At 72.6% G+C, this 15,493-nt stretch carries 11 protein-coding genes and 1 pseudogene; 4 read left to right on the top strand and 8 right to left on the bottom strand.

The features are described from left to right. Window positions 1-164: 164 nt before the first annotated feature. Window positions 165-847, bottom strand: a pseudogene (locus ACZ6TB_RS31365) (leucine zipper domain-containing protein); the annotation flags it as partial. Window positions 848-997: 150 nt separating this feature from the next. Further along, window positions 998-3,658 (bottom strand): TIM barrel protein, encoded by a 2,661-nt coding sequence (locus tag ACZ6TB_RS31360; protein WP_465560205.1) that lies wholly within the window; start codon window positions 3,656-3,658, stop codon window positions 998-1,000. 1,000 nt (window positions 3,659-4,658) lie between these two features. Here ACZ6TB_RS31360 and ACZ6TB_RS31355 point away from each other — a divergent pair. Continuing rightward, the gene (locus ACZ6TB_RS31355) at window positions 4,659-6,632 is read left to right on the top strand and encodes an ABC1 kinase family protein (protein WP_465560203.1); all 1,974 of its coding nucleotides are present in this window, start codon (window positions 4,659-4,661) and stop codon (window positions 6,630-6,632) included. Beyond that, a complete protein-coding gene (locus tag ACZ6TB_RS31350) occupies window positions 6,625-7,329 on the top strand; it encodes a siderophore-interacting protein (RefSeq protein WP_465560200.1) in 705 nt (234 codons plus the stop codon). The genes ACZ6TB_RS31355 and ACZ6TB_RS31350 overlap by 8 nt, the downstream gene beginning before the upstream one ends. Here the strand turns inward: ACZ6TB_RS31350 and ACZ6TB_RS31345 are convergent. Beyond that, a complete protein-coding gene (locus tag ACZ6TB_RS31345; RefSeq protein ID WP_465560197.1) occupies window positions 7,326-9,734 on the bottom strand; it encodes a transglycosylase domain-containing protein in 2,409 nt (802 codons plus the stop codon). The two genes, ACZ6TB_RS31350 and ACZ6TB_RS31345, sit on opposite strands and share 4 nt — an antisense overlap. 63 nt (window positions 9,735-9,797) lie before the next feature. Next, entirely contained in the window at window positions 9,798-10,580 is a 783-nt protein-coding gene (locus tag ACZ6TB_RS31340; RefSeq protein ID WP_465560194.1) for an SAM-dependent methyltransferase, read from the bottom strand. A gap of 39 nt (window positions 10,581-10,619) precedes the next feature. Here ACZ6TB_RS31340 and ACZ6TB_RS31335 point away from each other — a divergent pair, with 39 nt between their 5' ends. Continuing rightward, complete coding sequence (locus ACZ6TB_RS31335; protein WP_465560191.1) at window positions 10,620-11,384, top strand: esterase/lipase family protein; 765 nt, start codon at window positions 10,620-10,622, stop codon at window positions 11,382-11,384. A 5-nt stretch (window positions 11,385-11,389) separates the two neighbouring features. Here the strand turns inward: ACZ6TB_RS31335 and ACZ6TB_RS31330 are convergent, their stop codons facing one another. The 4 genes from ACZ6TB_RS31330 to ACZ6TB_RS31315 form a co-directional block, all read right to left on the bottom strand. Beyond that, the gene (locus tag ACZ6TB_RS31330) at window positions 11,390-12,223 is read right to left on the bottom strand and encodes an ABC transporter permease (protein WP_465560188.1); all 834 of its coding nucleotides are present in this window, start codon (window positions 12,221-12,223) and stop codon (window positions 11,390-11,392) included. Further along, complete coding sequence (locus tag ACZ6TB_RS31325) at window positions 12,220-13,131, bottom strand: ABC transporter ATP-binding protein (RefSeq protein ID WP_465560186.1); 912 nt, start codon at window positions 13,129-13,131, stop codon at window positions 12,220-12,222. Before ACZ6TB_RS31325 ends, ACZ6TB_RS31330 begins: the two co-directional genes overlap by 4 nt. After that, window positions 13,128-14,237, bottom strand: coding sequence for a LolA-like protein (locus tag ACZ6TB_RS31320; protein ID WP_465560183.1), 1,110 nt, complete (start codon window positions 14,235-14,237; stop codon window positions 13,128-13,130). Before ACZ6TB_RS31320 ends, ACZ6TB_RS31325 begins: the two co-directional genes overlap by 4 nt. A 65-nt stretch (window positions 14,238-14,302) precedes the next feature. Then, window positions 14,303-15,124 (bottom strand): ricin-type beta-trefoil lectin domain protein, encoded by an 822-nt coding sequence (locus ACZ6TB_RS31315; protein ID WP_465560180.1) that lies wholly within the window; start codon window positions 15,122-15,124, stop codon window positions 14,303-14,305. Between the two features lie 170 nt (window positions 15,125-15,294). On the opposite strand from ACZ6TB_RS31315, the gene ACZ6TB_RS31310 reads away from it, so the two are divergent. Then, window positions 15,295-15,492: a hypothetical protein gene (locus ACZ6TB_RS31310; protein ID WP_465560177.1), complete on the top strand. Its 198-nt coding sequence runs from the start codon at window positions 15,295-15,297 to the stop codon at window positions 15,490-15,492. Window position 15,493: the final 1 nt, after the last annotated feature.

Here is a 15,493-nt window from a genome sequence, read left to right as displayed (position 1 = left end):
GTTCAACCCCCCCCGACCAGGTCGTTACGTGCTTGGGGTTTCCATCTCCCACCCCACCCCTCCCCTCGTGCCCCGCCCTCTTTTCTCCCCCGCCCCCCCGCGCGGCCGGACGACAGGGGATCTCGTGAGCCGCCGGTGGGCGCGTGGGTGCGGTCGGCCCCCTACTCGAAACCCACGCCGTGGCCGGTGAACCAGGTGTGCGCGCGACGCCAGAACGTGACGGCGGTTTCTTTCGTCTCGTCGGTGAGGATCTCGGTGTAGGCCAGCCGGGAGTGATCGTCCAGGGCGGTGTGCAGGAACGCGTAGCCGAGCCGAGCGCCGCCGTAGGCGTCGGTGGTGTGCCCAGCCGTGGCGGTGCGGTTGAGTTTGCCCTGCGCGCGGCCCTGGGTGCGCCAGCCGCCGCCGTCGGGGATGTTGCCGAGTTTCTTGACGTCGACGTGGATCAGGTCGCCCGGCTTGGCGTGTTCGTAGCGGCGGATCGGTTCGGCGGTGGCCCGGTCCAGATGAGCCAGGCGCACAGCGCCGGCGCGCCGCAGGACCGCGTGGCAGGTCGAGGCAGGCAACCCGAGGCGCAACCGATCCGGGCCGGACCCAGCCGTTTCGTCCTGCGCAGCTGCAGCACGCGGCACTCGAGCGGGCGGGGGTGCGGTTCGGGCTGTGATGCGGGCGGCTGGACCGGTCGGACATGCCCGCGACACCTTCGGCCCGGTAGCGGGCGGCCTACCGGCTGGCGGTCGTCACCGACACCTGGAACCGGTCCGCGGCCCGGCGCAACGGCCAGCCGTCGTCCACAACGGGCCGGCCGCAGTCGGCCGAGTTCGGTCAGCGGGGCGTCAGCGTCGGGCACGAGGACCTCCTGGGTGGTGCGGAACTCTCGACAAGCTCCACCCACCCGAAGGTCCTCACCTATTTCAGGACCTCCGCGCCGTTACCAACGCCCGTGGACAGAACAACTAGGGCCGGCCTACGACATTTCCGGCCGCCCGTCCACAGGGACTCACGCCGCCTGTGTCTCGCGGTGCGACAGGTGCGCCCGGGCCGCCGCGATCGCCAGGCGTGCGTGTTCCTTGCCGCCGACCTGGGCCACCAGCGTGGCCTTCGGGATCTCCAGCGCGTACGGCAACCCCGCCGGCAGCGCGCCCAGAATGCCCGGCATGTCGATGCCGCCCTCGCCCGGGAACAGCCGCTCGAAGCGCGCCGTGTGGATCAGCCCCTCATCGGTCGGCGGCACCCCCGGCGGCGCGTCGCAGACGTGCACGAAGTGGAACCACTCGGCCGGCAACTGCCGCAGATCGGCGATGCTCGACCCCGACCGGGCGAAATGCAGCAGGTCGACCAGGATCCCGGCGTTCGGCTGGTCGGCCCCCCGCAGCACGCGCACCGCCGCGTTCAGATCGGGCGTCTCCGTCCACGACGGAAACTCCAGGTCCATCGTCAGCCCGAGCGGCCGCGCCATCTCGCACAGCTGCGCGAACCGATCCGTCTTGCGCGCGCGGTCGGGGTCGGGGAGCTGGGCGATCACGTGCCGCGCGCCCAGCTCCGCGCCGGCCTCCAGGAAACGCTGGAAGTCGCGCGGGTCCTCGTCGGGACTTATCCGGGCCAGCTCGATGTCCAGCACCTCGATGCCGGTGGCGGCCAGGCGGACCTTGGTCGTACGCATCAACGCCGGATCGGTGGCCAGCGGGTAGTGCGGCTCCTGCGGCGTCACCCGGGTCAGCCGCAGGCCCACGTAGCGGTACCCGGCCGAGGCCGCGGCGTCGACCAGCTCCGGCGGGGACAGGCTCAGCGCGGTCAGGTGGGCGAGCGAGTAGTCGTGCCGGTCGGGGTCGGGCGGAGGCTTCCGCAGGTTGAGCAGGCGGCGCTCGCGGTGGGCGGCCATCCGGACCGGCGCGCCGACCGGGCCGTACCCGTCATAGGCGTCGATGCGCTGCACCACCGCGAAGAACACCCGCTGCCCGAGCATCTCGGTGTAGAAGTGCAGGTACGCGCCGTGCTCGTCGCGGTCGTACAGGATGGAGTGCTCCCGCAGCGCCGCGAGCAGGTCGCCGGGCAGATCGAGGCGCGCGTCGAGGTCGGCGTAGTAGTTGTCCGGGATCTTCAGCAGCGGCGCGCCCCGCGCGCGCATCGCCCGGGCGCTGGCGACGGCGTCGCCGGTGGCGAACGCCACCTGCTGCGGGTTGGGGATGGCCGGCGCCCAGTCGCCGCGGCGCATCGGGGCGGTGTTCAGCGTGATCCGCACGCGATGGCCGGGGTCGGCGGCGGACCGGCTGCGGAGGGGCCCGAACGGTGCGGCGATCTCCGAGGTCTCTCCCGTACGCAACCCGAGCACCGCCCGATAGAACAGCGCCGCCTCGTCGAAGTCGTCGACCGTGTCCGTCAGCGAGACATGGTCGATGCCGCTAACCAGGCCGCCGTCGGCCGTCTCGAGCGGAACGAAGTCTTGCAGCCAGCCGGCCGGCCCGGTGCGCACCAGGAAGATGGACGTGCCGTCCGGGGCCGCGATCGAGGCGAGATCGGCCTCCTCCGGCTGTCGCAGGCGGGGCAGCACCGGGGCCAGCAGCCGCGAAGCCCGCCGGGTCGATCGGGGCGGGTCCGCGCTCTCCACCGCGAGCGCGCAGATCGAGGCCGTGCCCGGTGGCACCGTGCGCTGCGCCGCGAAGTTGAGCAGGACCCGGGCCCGGCCCTGCTGCCACAGCTGGACCGGCTTGGAGCGGTGCCGGCCGGCGTGGGTGAAGCCGAGCGCGGTGAGCGCGGCGGCGATCGAGGGGCCGGAGACCGTGTCGACGGCCAGCTCGGCGAACACGACCCCGGCCAGCTCGGGCGCGGCCGGCAGAACCAGGACGCCGGCCGACTCCTGGAGGGCGAGCAGCGAGCGCATCCCGTCGATGGCGGCGTGCCGGGGATCCGCCTGCCGGTAGACGTCGTTGGACACCTCGAGCGACAGCGGACCGTCGTACCCGGTGGCCAGCACGTTCCCGAGGAAGCCGGCCAGGTCGAACGCGCCGAGCCCGGGAAAGAGCCGGTGGTGCCGGCTGCGCTCGGCGACGTCCGTGCCCTCGCGCGGCGCGTCGGCGAGCTGAAGATGGAAGATCTTCTCGCCCGGTACGACGCGGATGTCGGCCATCGACGAGGCGCGCGAAAGGACGTGGAAGCTGTCGAGGCACAGCCCGAGCGCGGGATGCCCGGCCCGGCGCACGATCCGCCACGCGTGCGGCAGCGTGTTGACGAACCGGCCCCACGCCAGCGCCTCGTAGGCGACCCGCAGCCCGTGGTCCGCGGCCACCGTGGCCAGCGCGTGCAACTGCTCGGCCGCGAGGTCGTCGTCGTCCACCGCGCCGGCCGACATCGTGGAGCACACCACGACGGTCTTGACCCCGATCTCCTCGAGTACGCCGAAGGTCCGCCCGGCCCGGCGCAGGCCGGCCGCGTAGAGGTCCGGCGGCACCGCCTCGAAGTCCGGGAACGGCTGGTAGGCGTCGACCGTCAGCCCGCGGCGAGCGCACTCGTCGCGAATCCGCCGGGGCGACCACGAGGTGGTGACGAGGTCGCTCTCGGCCAGCTCGACGCCGTGGAAGCGCGCGGCAGCGGCGGCGGCCAGCTTGTCCTCGAGCGTCCCCGACAGGCAGTGCGTGGCGATGGACATCCGGTAGCCGGTCATGACCGTCTCCGCTCATTGAACGTACTAGATAGTTCATTCGCAGGCGCCGACCATAACCTGTGGTCCGCTCAATGGTCCAGGGGTGCCGCCCAGTGGTCGCGTGAGAGCCGATCGAAGTTGTGGAAAGCCGACCGAAAACGTCGTACCCCTCCCCTACTCTCGACCCCACCCAGTTGCGGGTGGGGTTTGAGCAGGGCCGACGCGACTCCTTGACGCCGGCGACGCTGACGGCAAAGCGTGCCATCGGTCGCCGGCCGGTCGCGCTCGAGTTCGGTGCGCCGCCACCGCCCCTTCCCGACGACGGAGTCACCACCAGAAGCACCGTGGGCGTGGCCCGGACCGCCGAGACGATCGCCCTGTTCGCCGGTCAATGGGCGGTGATCACCACCGCGGCCACTCCCTCGTTCGCCGGCCTACGGACGCAAGCCTCAGCCGCCCGGCCCGGCCCGCGATGGCTCTCCTAACCGATTCGCCAGTGGAGAGCGAGGACCGCCAAACGGGTCGGCCCCGCCGCGCGCCAACGGATACGGCGGCGGCCCCGGACGCGCTGATGATGGACACGCTGATGATGGCGGTGGCGTGCACCCCCACCGTCGCTCGCGGCGCGATCCTGCTGGGTGGTCCTGCGCGTCGGGCGGCGGGACACGTCGGGAAAGACCGTTCCGGGTGCTCGCCGCGGTGGTGCCGTTGGTCCTAGCCGCCGGCACTACCCGCCGGGTGACGTCACCACGCGGAGCACGGCCGGCGTGGCCCGGACCGCCGAGACGGTCGCCTGCACGCCGGTCAATGGGCGGTGATCACCACCGTCGCCGTGGCAGCTGTTCCCCGGCCGCCCTCGTTCGCCGGCCCACGGACGCAAGACTCAGCCGCCCAGCCCGGACCCTGCCCGCGGGTGGCAGGCGGAGACGGCGGAGATCCGAGCCGGGCTTCAGACGAAGGATGAGCGAGGACCGCGAAACGGGGCGGCCCCGCCGAGGGCCAACGGATATCGTCAGCCGTCGTGGCGCGGACACTCTCGGTACTGCTGTTCATCGTCGTCATCGTCGTGACCGTGGCGGTGTTCGCGGCGGTTATCCGGCGTCTGCTCGGGGTGCGGATCGGGCCCGTGCGCGCGTTGCTCGCGGGCGTGCTCGCGCTCTTCATCACGACGCCGATTCTGTCGGCCATCGCGCCGGGGGATCCCACGACCGTCAGTGGGGGCGAGGCGCTGCTGTTCGGGGCCACGGCGATCATCGTGGCGGCGCTGCTGGCCATGGCCGCGGTGGTGATTCTCGAGGTGCTGCTGCCGACCGGGTCGCTGCCGGGGCCGGTCGAGGCGTGGAAGGGCGGGCGGCGGCGGGTCGCGCGGACCCGTCGCTACTGGACGATCGTGCGCATCGCGCTGCGGCACGGGCTCGGGCGGTTCCTGCGTGGACGGCCGCAGCGCGGGCCCGAGTCGGCGGCGGCGCGGCGGCGGCTGGCCCGGTCGCTGCGCGAGGCGCTGGACGAGGGCGGCGTCACGTTCGTCAAGATCGGGCAGCTGTTGTCGACCCGGCGCGACCTGCTGCCGGCCGAGTTCATCGACGAGCTGACCGCGTTGCAGGACCGGGCCGCGCCGGTGCCGTGGGACGACATCGCCGCGGTCCTCTCCGCCGAGCTCGGGCGCCCGGTCGGCGACGCCTTCGCCGAGATCGACCCGGAGCCGATGGCGGCCGCCTCGGTCGCCCAGGTGCACGCGGCCCGGCTGCCCGGCGGCGAACGGGTCGTGGTCAAGGTGCAGCGGCCGGGCATCGCGAGCGTCGTCGAGCGCGACCTCGACATCCTCATGCGGCTGGCCGCCACGCTGGAGGAGCGCACCACCTGGGGCCGGTCGTTCGGCGTGCGCGGGCTGGCCGTGGGTTTCGCCGAGGCGCTGCGGGAGGAGCTCGACTTCACCGTCGAGCGGGACAACCTCCAGGCGATGGCGGCGTCGCTGGGCGCGTCGCCTGACCGGGGCGTCACGGTGCCGGAGGCGTACGGGGAAATCAGCTCCGAACGCGTGCTGGTGATGCGCCGCCTGCCCGGCACCCCGCTCGGCTCGGCACACGACGTTCTCGACGGGCTCGACGAGCAGCGGCGCGCGACCGTCGCGGCCGGCCTGCTCGACAGCATGCTCGACCAGATCCTGGTGCACGGCCTGTTCCACGTCGACCTGCACCCCGGCAACCTGCTGGTCGACGTGGACGGCTCGCTGGGGATGCTCGACCTCGGCTCGGTCGGCCGGATCGACGGCGTGACCCGCGGCGCGATCGGCCGGCTGCTGCTCGCGATCGGCCGGGGCGACTCGGTCGGGGTGAGCGACGCGCTGCTGCAACTGCTCGACCGGCCGGACACCATCGACGAGCGCGACCTGCAACGCGTGGTGGGCGCGCTCATCGTCCGGTTCGCCGGGCCGGGCGCGAACGCGGGCGTCGCGGCGATGACCGCTCTCATGCGGACCTTCACCTCGTACGGGCTGGGCGTCCCGCCGTCGGTGGCCGCCGTGTTCCGCGCCGTCGCGACGCTCGAGGGCACCCTGGCGCTGGTGCGTCCCGGCTTCGACCTGGTCGGTGAGGCGCGCGCGGCGGGAACGCGACGGCTGGCCGAGACCGTACGCCCGGAGAACGTCCGCGGCGTGCTGGAGGAGGAACTGGCCACGCTCCTGCCGGTGCTGCGCGCCCTGCCGAGGCGCATCGATCGGATCGGCGAGGCCGTCGAGCACGGCCGTCTGCGGCTCAACGTCCGCCTCTTCGCCGACGACCAGGACCGCCGCCTGGTCACCGGCCTGCTCCACCAGGCCCTGCTCACCGCCATCGGCACCGCCGCTGGCGTGATGGCCGCCCTGCTGCTCGGCGCCGGCGAAGGGCCCCGGGTCAGCGCGGGCGTCGGCCTGTTCCCGCTGCTCGGCTACGCGCTGCTGGTCGTCGCCGTCGTCCTGGTGCTGCGCGTGCTGGTTACCATCTTCCGTCATGAATAGGGCGCGGCCGCAGCTGCCGGCACGGGTCCGCGCGGTGACCGAGGTGACCCCGGCCATGCGGGAGATCGAGCTGGCTTGCCCCGATCTCCCCCGGCTGCGTCCCCGCCCCGGCGCCCACCTGGTCGTCCGCGTTCCGGCCGGCGACGGGTTCGCCCGGCGCGTCTACTCGATCTGGACCCACCGGCCCGGCTCCCCCGCCCTGACCATCCGGATCGCCCTCCACCAGGGCGGCGGCCCCGGCTGCGACTGGGCCCGCGCCGTCGCGCCCGGCGACCGGATCACGGTCGAGCCGCCGCGCAGCAAGATCACGATCGACGAGCGGGCGCCGTACCACCTGTTCGCCGGCGACGAGACCGGCGCCGTTCCGCTGCTGGCGATGCGCGCGACCGTGCGCGGCCCGGTCTTCGGCGTCTTCGAGGCGGCCGCCCCCGGCGACGAGATGCCCGGCCCGGACGGCGTTCCGCCGCTGCCCTGGGTGCACCGCGACAGAACCTCCCGCGTGCTGCTGCGGGCGATCCAGGAGCTGGAGCTCCCGCCGCGGGCCGGCGTCGCCTACGTGGCCGGCGAGAGCGACACCTGCCGCCTGATCCAGCGCCACCTGGTCGAGCAGCGGGGCTGGCCCCGCCGCTCGGTGCTGATGCAGCCGCAGTGGAAGGCCGGCCGCCCCGGCTTCGGCGCCGGGGACGACCAGGACTAGCGCGGCGGTTTGCCGCCGTTCTTCTTGCCGCCGCCCTTGGTGGCGCCCGGGTCCGGCCCCGCGGGCTTGGCGATCTCCATGATGATCTGGGTGCCCTTCGGGGCCCGGCTGCTCGGGCGGGTGTCGGCGACCGTGCCCGGCGGGCACGTCGACGCGACCTGGCCGCCGGTCGTCGGCAGGAAGCCGGCGCCCTTCAGCTCGGCCGTCGCGGAGGCGACGCTCGTGCAGCTCACGGTCGGCACCGAGACCAGGTCACCGGTCGCGACCTTGGTGTCGCCCGGCTTCGCGAACTGGACCCTGGGCTTGCCGTCCATGTAGTCGGCGACCGTGTTCCACACCGCCGGGTTCACCACGAAGTGCTTCATGTGCTGGGAGGTCTGCGGCCAGTCCGGGTCGGCCAGGTAGCCGGCCACCACGATCGACGTCGTGCCGAGGATCAGGGCCGCCGTCTTCTCGCTGTCGGTGGTGCCGGTCTTGCCGAACACCGGGTGCCCGACGATGCCCCGCGACTGCGGCGCCGTGCCCGACCCGCCGCAGCTGCCCAGCTGGGCCGAGTCGCCGACGGGGCAGCGCGCGGCGTCGATCGCGGTCCGGGCCACGTCGGCCGAGACGACCCGCCGGCATTGCGGGCTGCCGACGTCGATCTTCTCGTTGTCCCGGTCGACGATCTCCTTGACCGGCGTCGGCGCGCAGTATTTGCCGTCGGCGGCAAGTGTCGCGTACGCGTTCGCCAGGTCGAGCGGCGTCGACTCGGAGACGCCCAGCGTGAACGCGCCCCACTGCTGGGAGTTGCCCGGCTTGGCCAGGGTCGCGTCGTTCGAGGCGCGGAACTGGATGCCGAAGTCCTCGGCCGTCTGCACCACGTTGTCGGCGCCGACCTCCTCCTCGAGCGGCACGAAGTACGTGTTCACCGAGTGCCCGAACGCCGACCACATGTTGTACGTGCCGGCCTCGCTCTCGCCCGCGTTGCCCGGGCAGTAGAAGTGCGTGCCGGGACAGGCGGCCGGGCTGCTCGGGCTGACGATGTAGTGGGTCTTGGCCACCACGCCGGCCTGGATCGTCTTGGTCAGCGGGATGCCCTGCTTGAGGGCCGTCACCATGGTGAACATCTTGAACGTCGAGCCGGCCTGGTAGCCGTCGACGTCGCCGCCGCCGCTGATGATCGGGTTCGTCGTGTTCGGGTAGGTGCCCTTGAGGTTCTTCTTCGCCTTGGCCGGGTTCGACGAGACGTGGTTGTGCGACTCGTCGAGCTTGAAGGTGCGGTTCGCCGCCAGCGCCAGCACCTGGCCGGTGCCGGGCTGCACCGCGGCCAGCATCAGCGCGTCCTTGTTGCCGTTGCTGATCTGCTGCCGGATGCGTTTGTACGCGGCCGCCGTCGCCTTCACGTCCATCGAGGTCACGATGCGGTAGCCGCCGTTGTTGAGGCGCTGCTCCCGGTCGAAGGTCGTCGCGCCGAACGCCTGCTGACTGTTCCACCAGCGGGTGAAGTAGTCGCAGAAGAAGCCCCACTCGTTCTTGTTGACCGAGACGCAGCCGTTGCCGACCTTCTTGACCTGGCGCGGGATGGCCTCCTTGAGGGCCGCCTGCTCCTGGGCCGCGGTGATCGCGCCGATGGTCACCATGCCGTCGAGCACGTACTTGCGGCGGTCCACCGACTTCTTGTAGCCGCTCGGGGTGGCCGGGTTGAACTCGGTCGGGCCCTTGACCAGGCCGGCCAGCAGCGCGGCCTGCGCGAGGTCGAGGTCCTTGGGGCTCTTCTGGAAGTAGATCTGGCTGGCGGCGTAGATCCCGTACGCGCCGTTGCCGAACGGGGCGATGTTCAGATAGCGCTCCAGGACCTGCTGCTTGCTCATCTCCTTCTCGATCTGGATCGCGTACTTCATCTCGGTGATCTTGCGTTTCGGGGTGTCCTCGGTGGCCGCCACGACCTCCTGGGGATTGGTCGCCGAGTAGGCCAGCGCCATCCGCACGTACTGCATGGCCAGCGTCGACGCGCCCTGGCGGTCGCCGCCCTGCGAGTCGTTGACGAACGCGCGGACCGTTCCCTTGAGATCGACGCCGCCGTGTTTGTAGAAGCCACGGTCCTCGGCCGCGATGATCGCGTTCTGCATGTTGACCGAGATCTGCGCCAACGGCACGTCGCTGCGGAACTCGTCGTACATGACCGCGATCTGCGTCTTGTTGTCGGATGCGTAGATCCGGGTGATCTGCGGCGAGGCGAACGCCTTGATCTGGCTGGGCAGCGCGGCGAACGCCTCGTCACCCGCCTTGACGGTGAGGCCGGACATCGCGGCGGCCGGGAAGACCGCGGCGGCGAGCACCACCCCGGCCAGCAGGCCACAGATCAGCAGCGACGTGGCGTTGGCGAAGATGTTGTGATCACGCGGGCGGAACCAGGAGGACACTCCGGCACCCTAGTAATTGCCGCTGTGAAGTCAATGTGAGATACAGATTGATCGTGCAGTGCGTCACACTCGGGCCACGCCGGCCCAGATGTTGCTGTCACCCCGTTCGGGGATCGGGCCGCCGTCCGACCGCCACTCGGCGACCGGGACGATGCCCGGCTCCACCAGCTCGAGGCCGTCGAAGAAGCGGGCCACCTCGTCGCGGGTGCGGAAGCGGAAGTCGACATTGTGCGCCTTGTTCGTCGCGTTCGCGGCCTCGACCTGCTCCGGCGGCCAGAAGTCGCCGGTGGCGTGGCTGATCGCCAGGTAGCTGCCGGGCGGCATCGCGCCGACGATCGCGCGGATCGCCGGGTAGGCCACCGCGTCGTCGGTGACCAGGTGCAGCACCGCGATCAGCAGCACCGCCACCGGCCGGTCGAGGTCGAGGGTGGCGGAGAGCTCGCGCAGGATCGTCTCCGGCTCGCGCACGTCGGCGTCGAGGTAGGCGGTGCGGCCCTCGGGCGAGCTGGTCAGCAGGGCCCGCGCGTGGGTCAGCACGAGCGGGTCGTTGTCGGTGTAGACGACCCGCGACGCGGGGGCGATCAGCTGCGCGACCTGGTGGGTGTTGTTGGCGGTCGGCAACCCGGTGCCGATGTCGAGGAACTGCCGGATGCCGGCCTTGGCCGTCAGGTGGCGCACGGCCCGGCCGAGGAACAGCCGGTTCATCCGCGCCGCGACCCGGATCGCCGGCACGCGGCGTTCGAGCTCATCGCCGTACGCCCGGTCGGCCTCGAAGTTGTCCTTGCCGCCGAGCCAGTAGTCGTAGACCCGGGCGACGTGCGCCTTGCCGGTGTCCAGCCCGTCCATGGCGGCTCACCCTAGCCGATGCCGCGGCATGATGGTGGGGTGTCACCACGACGGCGGTTCCTGCTGCTCGGTGTCGCCGCCGCCGTGGTCGTCGCGCTGCTGGTCGTGGTCGGCGTCCGGGTGTTCGGCGGCGACCGCGGGGTCCGGCCCGATCAGGCCCGGCCCGGCACGGTGATCCTGGTTCCGGGCTACGGCGGCAGCCGCGCCGCGCTGACCCGCCTGGCCGATCGCCTGGACGCCGCCGGGCGCACCACCGACGTGCTCACGCTTCCCGGCGACGGCACCGGCGACCTGCTCGCACAGGCCCAGACCCTCGATGCGGCGGTACGCGAGGCCGTCCGCGCCGGGTCACCGTCGGTCGACGTGATCGGCTACTCGGCCGGCGGCGTCGTCACCCGCCTGTGGGTCGACCGCCACGACGGCGCCGAGGTCGCCCGCCGCATCGTCACGCTGGGCTCGCCCCTGCACGGCGCCCGCATCGCCGGCGTGGGCGCCGCGCTGGCACCGGACGCCTGCCCGCGCGCGTGCCGCGAGCTCGCCCCCGGCAGCGACCTGCTGAACAGCATCGACGACGCGCTGCCGGCCGGCCTGCCCTGGCTCTCGATCTGGACCGAGAACGACGAGACCGTCGACCCGCCCGACTCGGCCCGCCTCGCCGGTGCCGTCAACGTGCCGCTGCAGAGCATCTGCCCGTCGGCCCGGGTCGCGCACGGCGACCTGCCGACCGACCCGGCCGTGACCGTCCTGGTGCTGGCCGCACTGGGCACCGGGCCGCTGACGCCGCCCACCACCTGCCCCGGCTAGGACTCCTAGTTGGCGACGTCCTTGGTCAGGAAGTTCGCCCACGCCGCCCCGAGCAGGACGACGAGGTAGACCAGCTGGATGCCGGCGCCGCGCTCGATGTCGCGCCACAGCACCGGCTCGCGGAAGAAGTCGACCCAGGCCAGCCAGTAGCGGGTCGGCAGGTAGGGCCGGATCGCCGCCGCCGCGTCCAGGGTGACCAGCACCTGGCTGGTGACCAGCACGGCCAGCGCGCCCATCGCGGCGCCGAGCGCGGAGTCGGTCACGGTGGACAGGAACAGCGCGATCGCGGCCACCCCGAGCATCGAGACCACGATGTACGCCACCGTCCCGAGCAGCCGCAGGACCAGGCCGAACGGGCTGATCGTGACCCCGGACAGCGAGGTCACGTCGGCCGGCAGCGTGACGCCGGCGGCGGTGGTGCCCACCCCGAACAGCGCCAGCCCGGTCACGTACGAGGTGATCAGCACCGCGCCGATCGCGAACAGCACGAAGGTGACCAGCGAGATCAGCTTGGCGACCAGCAGCCTGGTTCGCCCGACGGGCCGGATCAGCAGGTAGCGCAGCGTGCCCGCGGACGCCTCGCCGGCCACCGCGTCGCCGGCCAGCACCGCGACCGAGACCGGCAGGAAGACCGGCAGCACGAGCGCCATCGCGGCGGCGGGATAGAGCGAGCCGTTGCTCAGCACGGCCGACAGGAAGGCGCCGCCCTGGCCCGGTGGCGGCGGGATCCGGGTGGTGGCCAGGAAGATCGCGACAATCAACGGCAGGGCGCAGAGCAAACCGGCGATGACGTACGTGCGGGGCCGCCGGAAGAGCTTGGCGAGCTCGACCCGGATCATCCGGCCGCCTCGACCCGGTCGGAACTGGTGGTGGTCGCCTCCAGGACCACCTGTTCCAGGGTGCGCCGCTCGGCCGCGATCGAGGTGACCGTGACCCCGGCCGCGTTCAGCGAGGCGTTCAGGGCGCCGGCGTCGTCGTGGCGCACCGTGAGGGTCTCCCCGTCGCGGCCTTCGACCCGGCCGTCCAGCAGCGACACCGCCTCGGCCGGCATCGGCGTGCCGACCACGACCCGCCCGGTCGGCGCGCGCAGATCGTCCAGTTCGTCCTGAAGCACCAGCCGGCCGCGGTCCATCACGCCGACCCGGGTGCAGAGCGCGTCGATCTCCGCGAGCAGGTGGCTGGAGAGGAACACGGTGGCGCCCGCGTCGTTCAGCTCGGCGAGCAGATCGCGGATCTCCCGGATGCCGCGCGGGTCGAGGCCGTTGGTCGGCTCGTCCAGGATCAGCAGGCGCGGCTCCCGCAGCAGCGCGCCGGCCAGTCCGAGCCGCTGGCGCATGCCCAGCGAGTAGGCGCGGACCGGCCGCCGGTCGATGCCGGCCAGCCCGACGCGTTCCAGCGCCTCGCCCACCCGCCGCCGGCGGCCGCGTCGCGGGGAGCCGGGGCCGGCCGCGTCGAACAGCGCCAGGTTGGTGCGCCCGGAGAGATTCGGGTAGGCGCCCGGCCCCTCGACCAGGGCGCCGATCGACGGCAGCACCTCGCGGACCCGTTTGGGTACCGGCCGGCCGAGGACCTCGATCTCGCCGCGGGTCGCGAACACCAGACCGAGCAGCATCCGTACGAGCGTGGTCTTGCCGGAGCCGTTGGGACCGAGCAAGCCGTACCGGTCGCCCTCGCGCACGTCCAGGTCGACGCCGTCGACGGCGACGGTCCGGCCGTACCGCTTGGTCAGGTCGCGCGTAATGATCATGTGGTCGCCCCCGCCAGCGCGACGGCGACGCGTCGCATGAGCTCCGGCCCGACCAGGCCGGCGACCAGGAACGTGCGGTTGCCGCTGCGCAGCGCCAGGACGCTGAGCAGCCCGGTGGTGAGCACGGCGGCGTCGGCCCCCTCGACCTTCTGCCCGAACGCGGTGATCTGCTCGAACGCGGGCGCGCCGAACCGCCCGGGCACCGCGGCCACCACCACCGAGCTCAGCCCGGTCCCGTAGACGCCGGCCGCCGACAGCCCGGCGACCGCGTCCCGGCGCGGCAGACCGGCCAGCGAGGACGGCAGCGACACCGGGCGACGCCGGTTGATCAGGCTGAGGATGTCCGGCGCCGAGGTCTCGGTGTAGCCGATGCCCGCCCGCGGCGCCGGCGGGGTGACCACCGCCGCGCCGGGATCGCCAAAGTGGATCTCCAGGAAGCGGGTGACGAAGACCGGCCGGGTGCCGCCCTTCGCGGTGATCTCGACCTGGAGCGGCAGGCCGCTCTCGGGGTCGGCCCAGACGTCCACGTGGGCGACGGTGGTGTCGGCGCCGGCCGGGGTCAGCCGCAGGCCGGCCGCGCCGACGCCCGCGACCCGCTTGCCGCCGAGCGCCTCGACCCGGTCGCCGGCGGCCGCGCCGAGGACGCGTTTCACCAGCTCGGGCGGCGTGAGGTCGGCCGCGCGGGGCAGGCGTACCGGCTGCTCACCGTCGATCCGGGTGAGCCGGTTGTCGCCGAAGTCCCAGGTGAACTGCGCCTCCGGGGTCTGGTAGAGGTCGCGCTCGGTGCCCTCGCCGAGCACGTCCACCCGCCAGCGGTCGGGCGCCGCGTACCAGGTGCGCATCTCGGTGGTCCCGCTGACCAGGGCGGTGACCCCGGTCAGGTTGGGCAGCGGGGGCAGCCCGAGCAGGCCGGTGCTCTGCGCGTAGCCGCGATAGGCCCGGTCCCCGGACGCGGCGATGCGGGCGCGCAGCGTGGCCGGCTCGACGCCGGCCGCCGGCGCCGGCCAGACGGCGATCGTCACCGGCACGGCGGCGAGCGCCACCACGAGCCCCAGCACGAGGGCCCAGCGGCGCAGGCCTTGCCCGGCGACGACGGTGCGGACCATAGGCCAGCAAACGTACCCGCGCCGGCTGAGGGCCGATTCGCCCTCAGCCGGCGGATCCCCACGAATCAGGCCAGGGCGACCTTCTGCGCCGCGGCGCCGTTGCAGTCCCAGATCTGCAGCCGGGTGCCGTTGGCGGTGGCCCCCGACGGGGAGTCGACGCAGCGGCCGGTGGTCGGGTTCGCCATCGAGCCGTCGGCGTTCGGCACCCAGTTCTGGTAGCCGCCGCCGTTGCAGGTGGCGAGCTGGAGCTTGGTGCCGGCCGCGTTCACGCCGCCCGCGATGCCCAGGCACTTGCCCAGCGAGCGCAGGGTCTGGCCGCTCCACGTCCACTTCTGGTCGAGCGACGTCGGCTGCTGGCAGTCCCAGAGCTGGATCGCGGCGCCGTCGCCGCCGGTGTCGTCGCCGGCCACGTCCACGCACTTGTTGCCCGGCCCGGTGATGGTCTGGCCGGTCACCGAGCCGCCACCGAACGCGTCCGGGAAGCCGCCGCCCATCGCCAGGTCGTAGATGATCAAGAACGGGTGATCGACCGCGTTCGCCCAGGTCGTGGCGTCGACCTGGGTCGCCTGGACGGTGAAGAAGTTGCCGCCGTCCAGGTAGAAGCGGATCTGCTCGGGCGACGTCGAGCGGTCGATCTCCACCGCGTAGTCGTGGAAGCCGGTCTGGCAGCCGGAGCAGGCCCGCTCGCCGGAGCCGATGCCGGTCGACTCGTTGCACGGGCCGCCGGGGTTGACGCCGCAATGCAGGGTGCTGAAGACCGAGCCGCGGCCGTTGATGTCCTCCATGACGTCGACCTCGCCGGAGCCGGGCCAGCTCACCCCGGACCGCAGCGGCGCGCCGAGCATCCAGAAGGCCGGCCAGTAGCCGGCGCCGTTCGCGGTGTTCACGTTCGGCTGCTGGAGGACGGACTCGATGCGTACGACGCCGCCCGGGGTTGGCGCCGAACGTGGCCGCCTGGGTCTCCACCCGCCCCGACGTCCATCCGGCGCGCGGATCCGAGCCGGAGTGCAGCGCCTGGAGCACGAGGTGGCTCTGTCCGTCGTAGTAGACGTTCGAGGTGCTGCTGGTCATGGTCTCGATCTCGCCGGTGCCGAAGCTGCTGCCCGGCCCGGTGTCGTACTTCCACAGGCTCTGGTCGATGCCGGTGCCGCTCGCGCCGTTGAAGTCGTCGCTCCAGGTGAGCGTGAAGCCGGCCGGGCCGACCCTGCCCTTTCGGGCACAAAATTTATTTTCGTCGATGGAAGCGTTCTTATAGA

The organism is Actinoplanes sp. NPDC051537 (assembly GCF_055586105.1).
The sequence above is the reverse complement of the archived record's forward strand: the minus strand, read 5'-3'. Positions and strand labels throughout refer to the sequence as shown.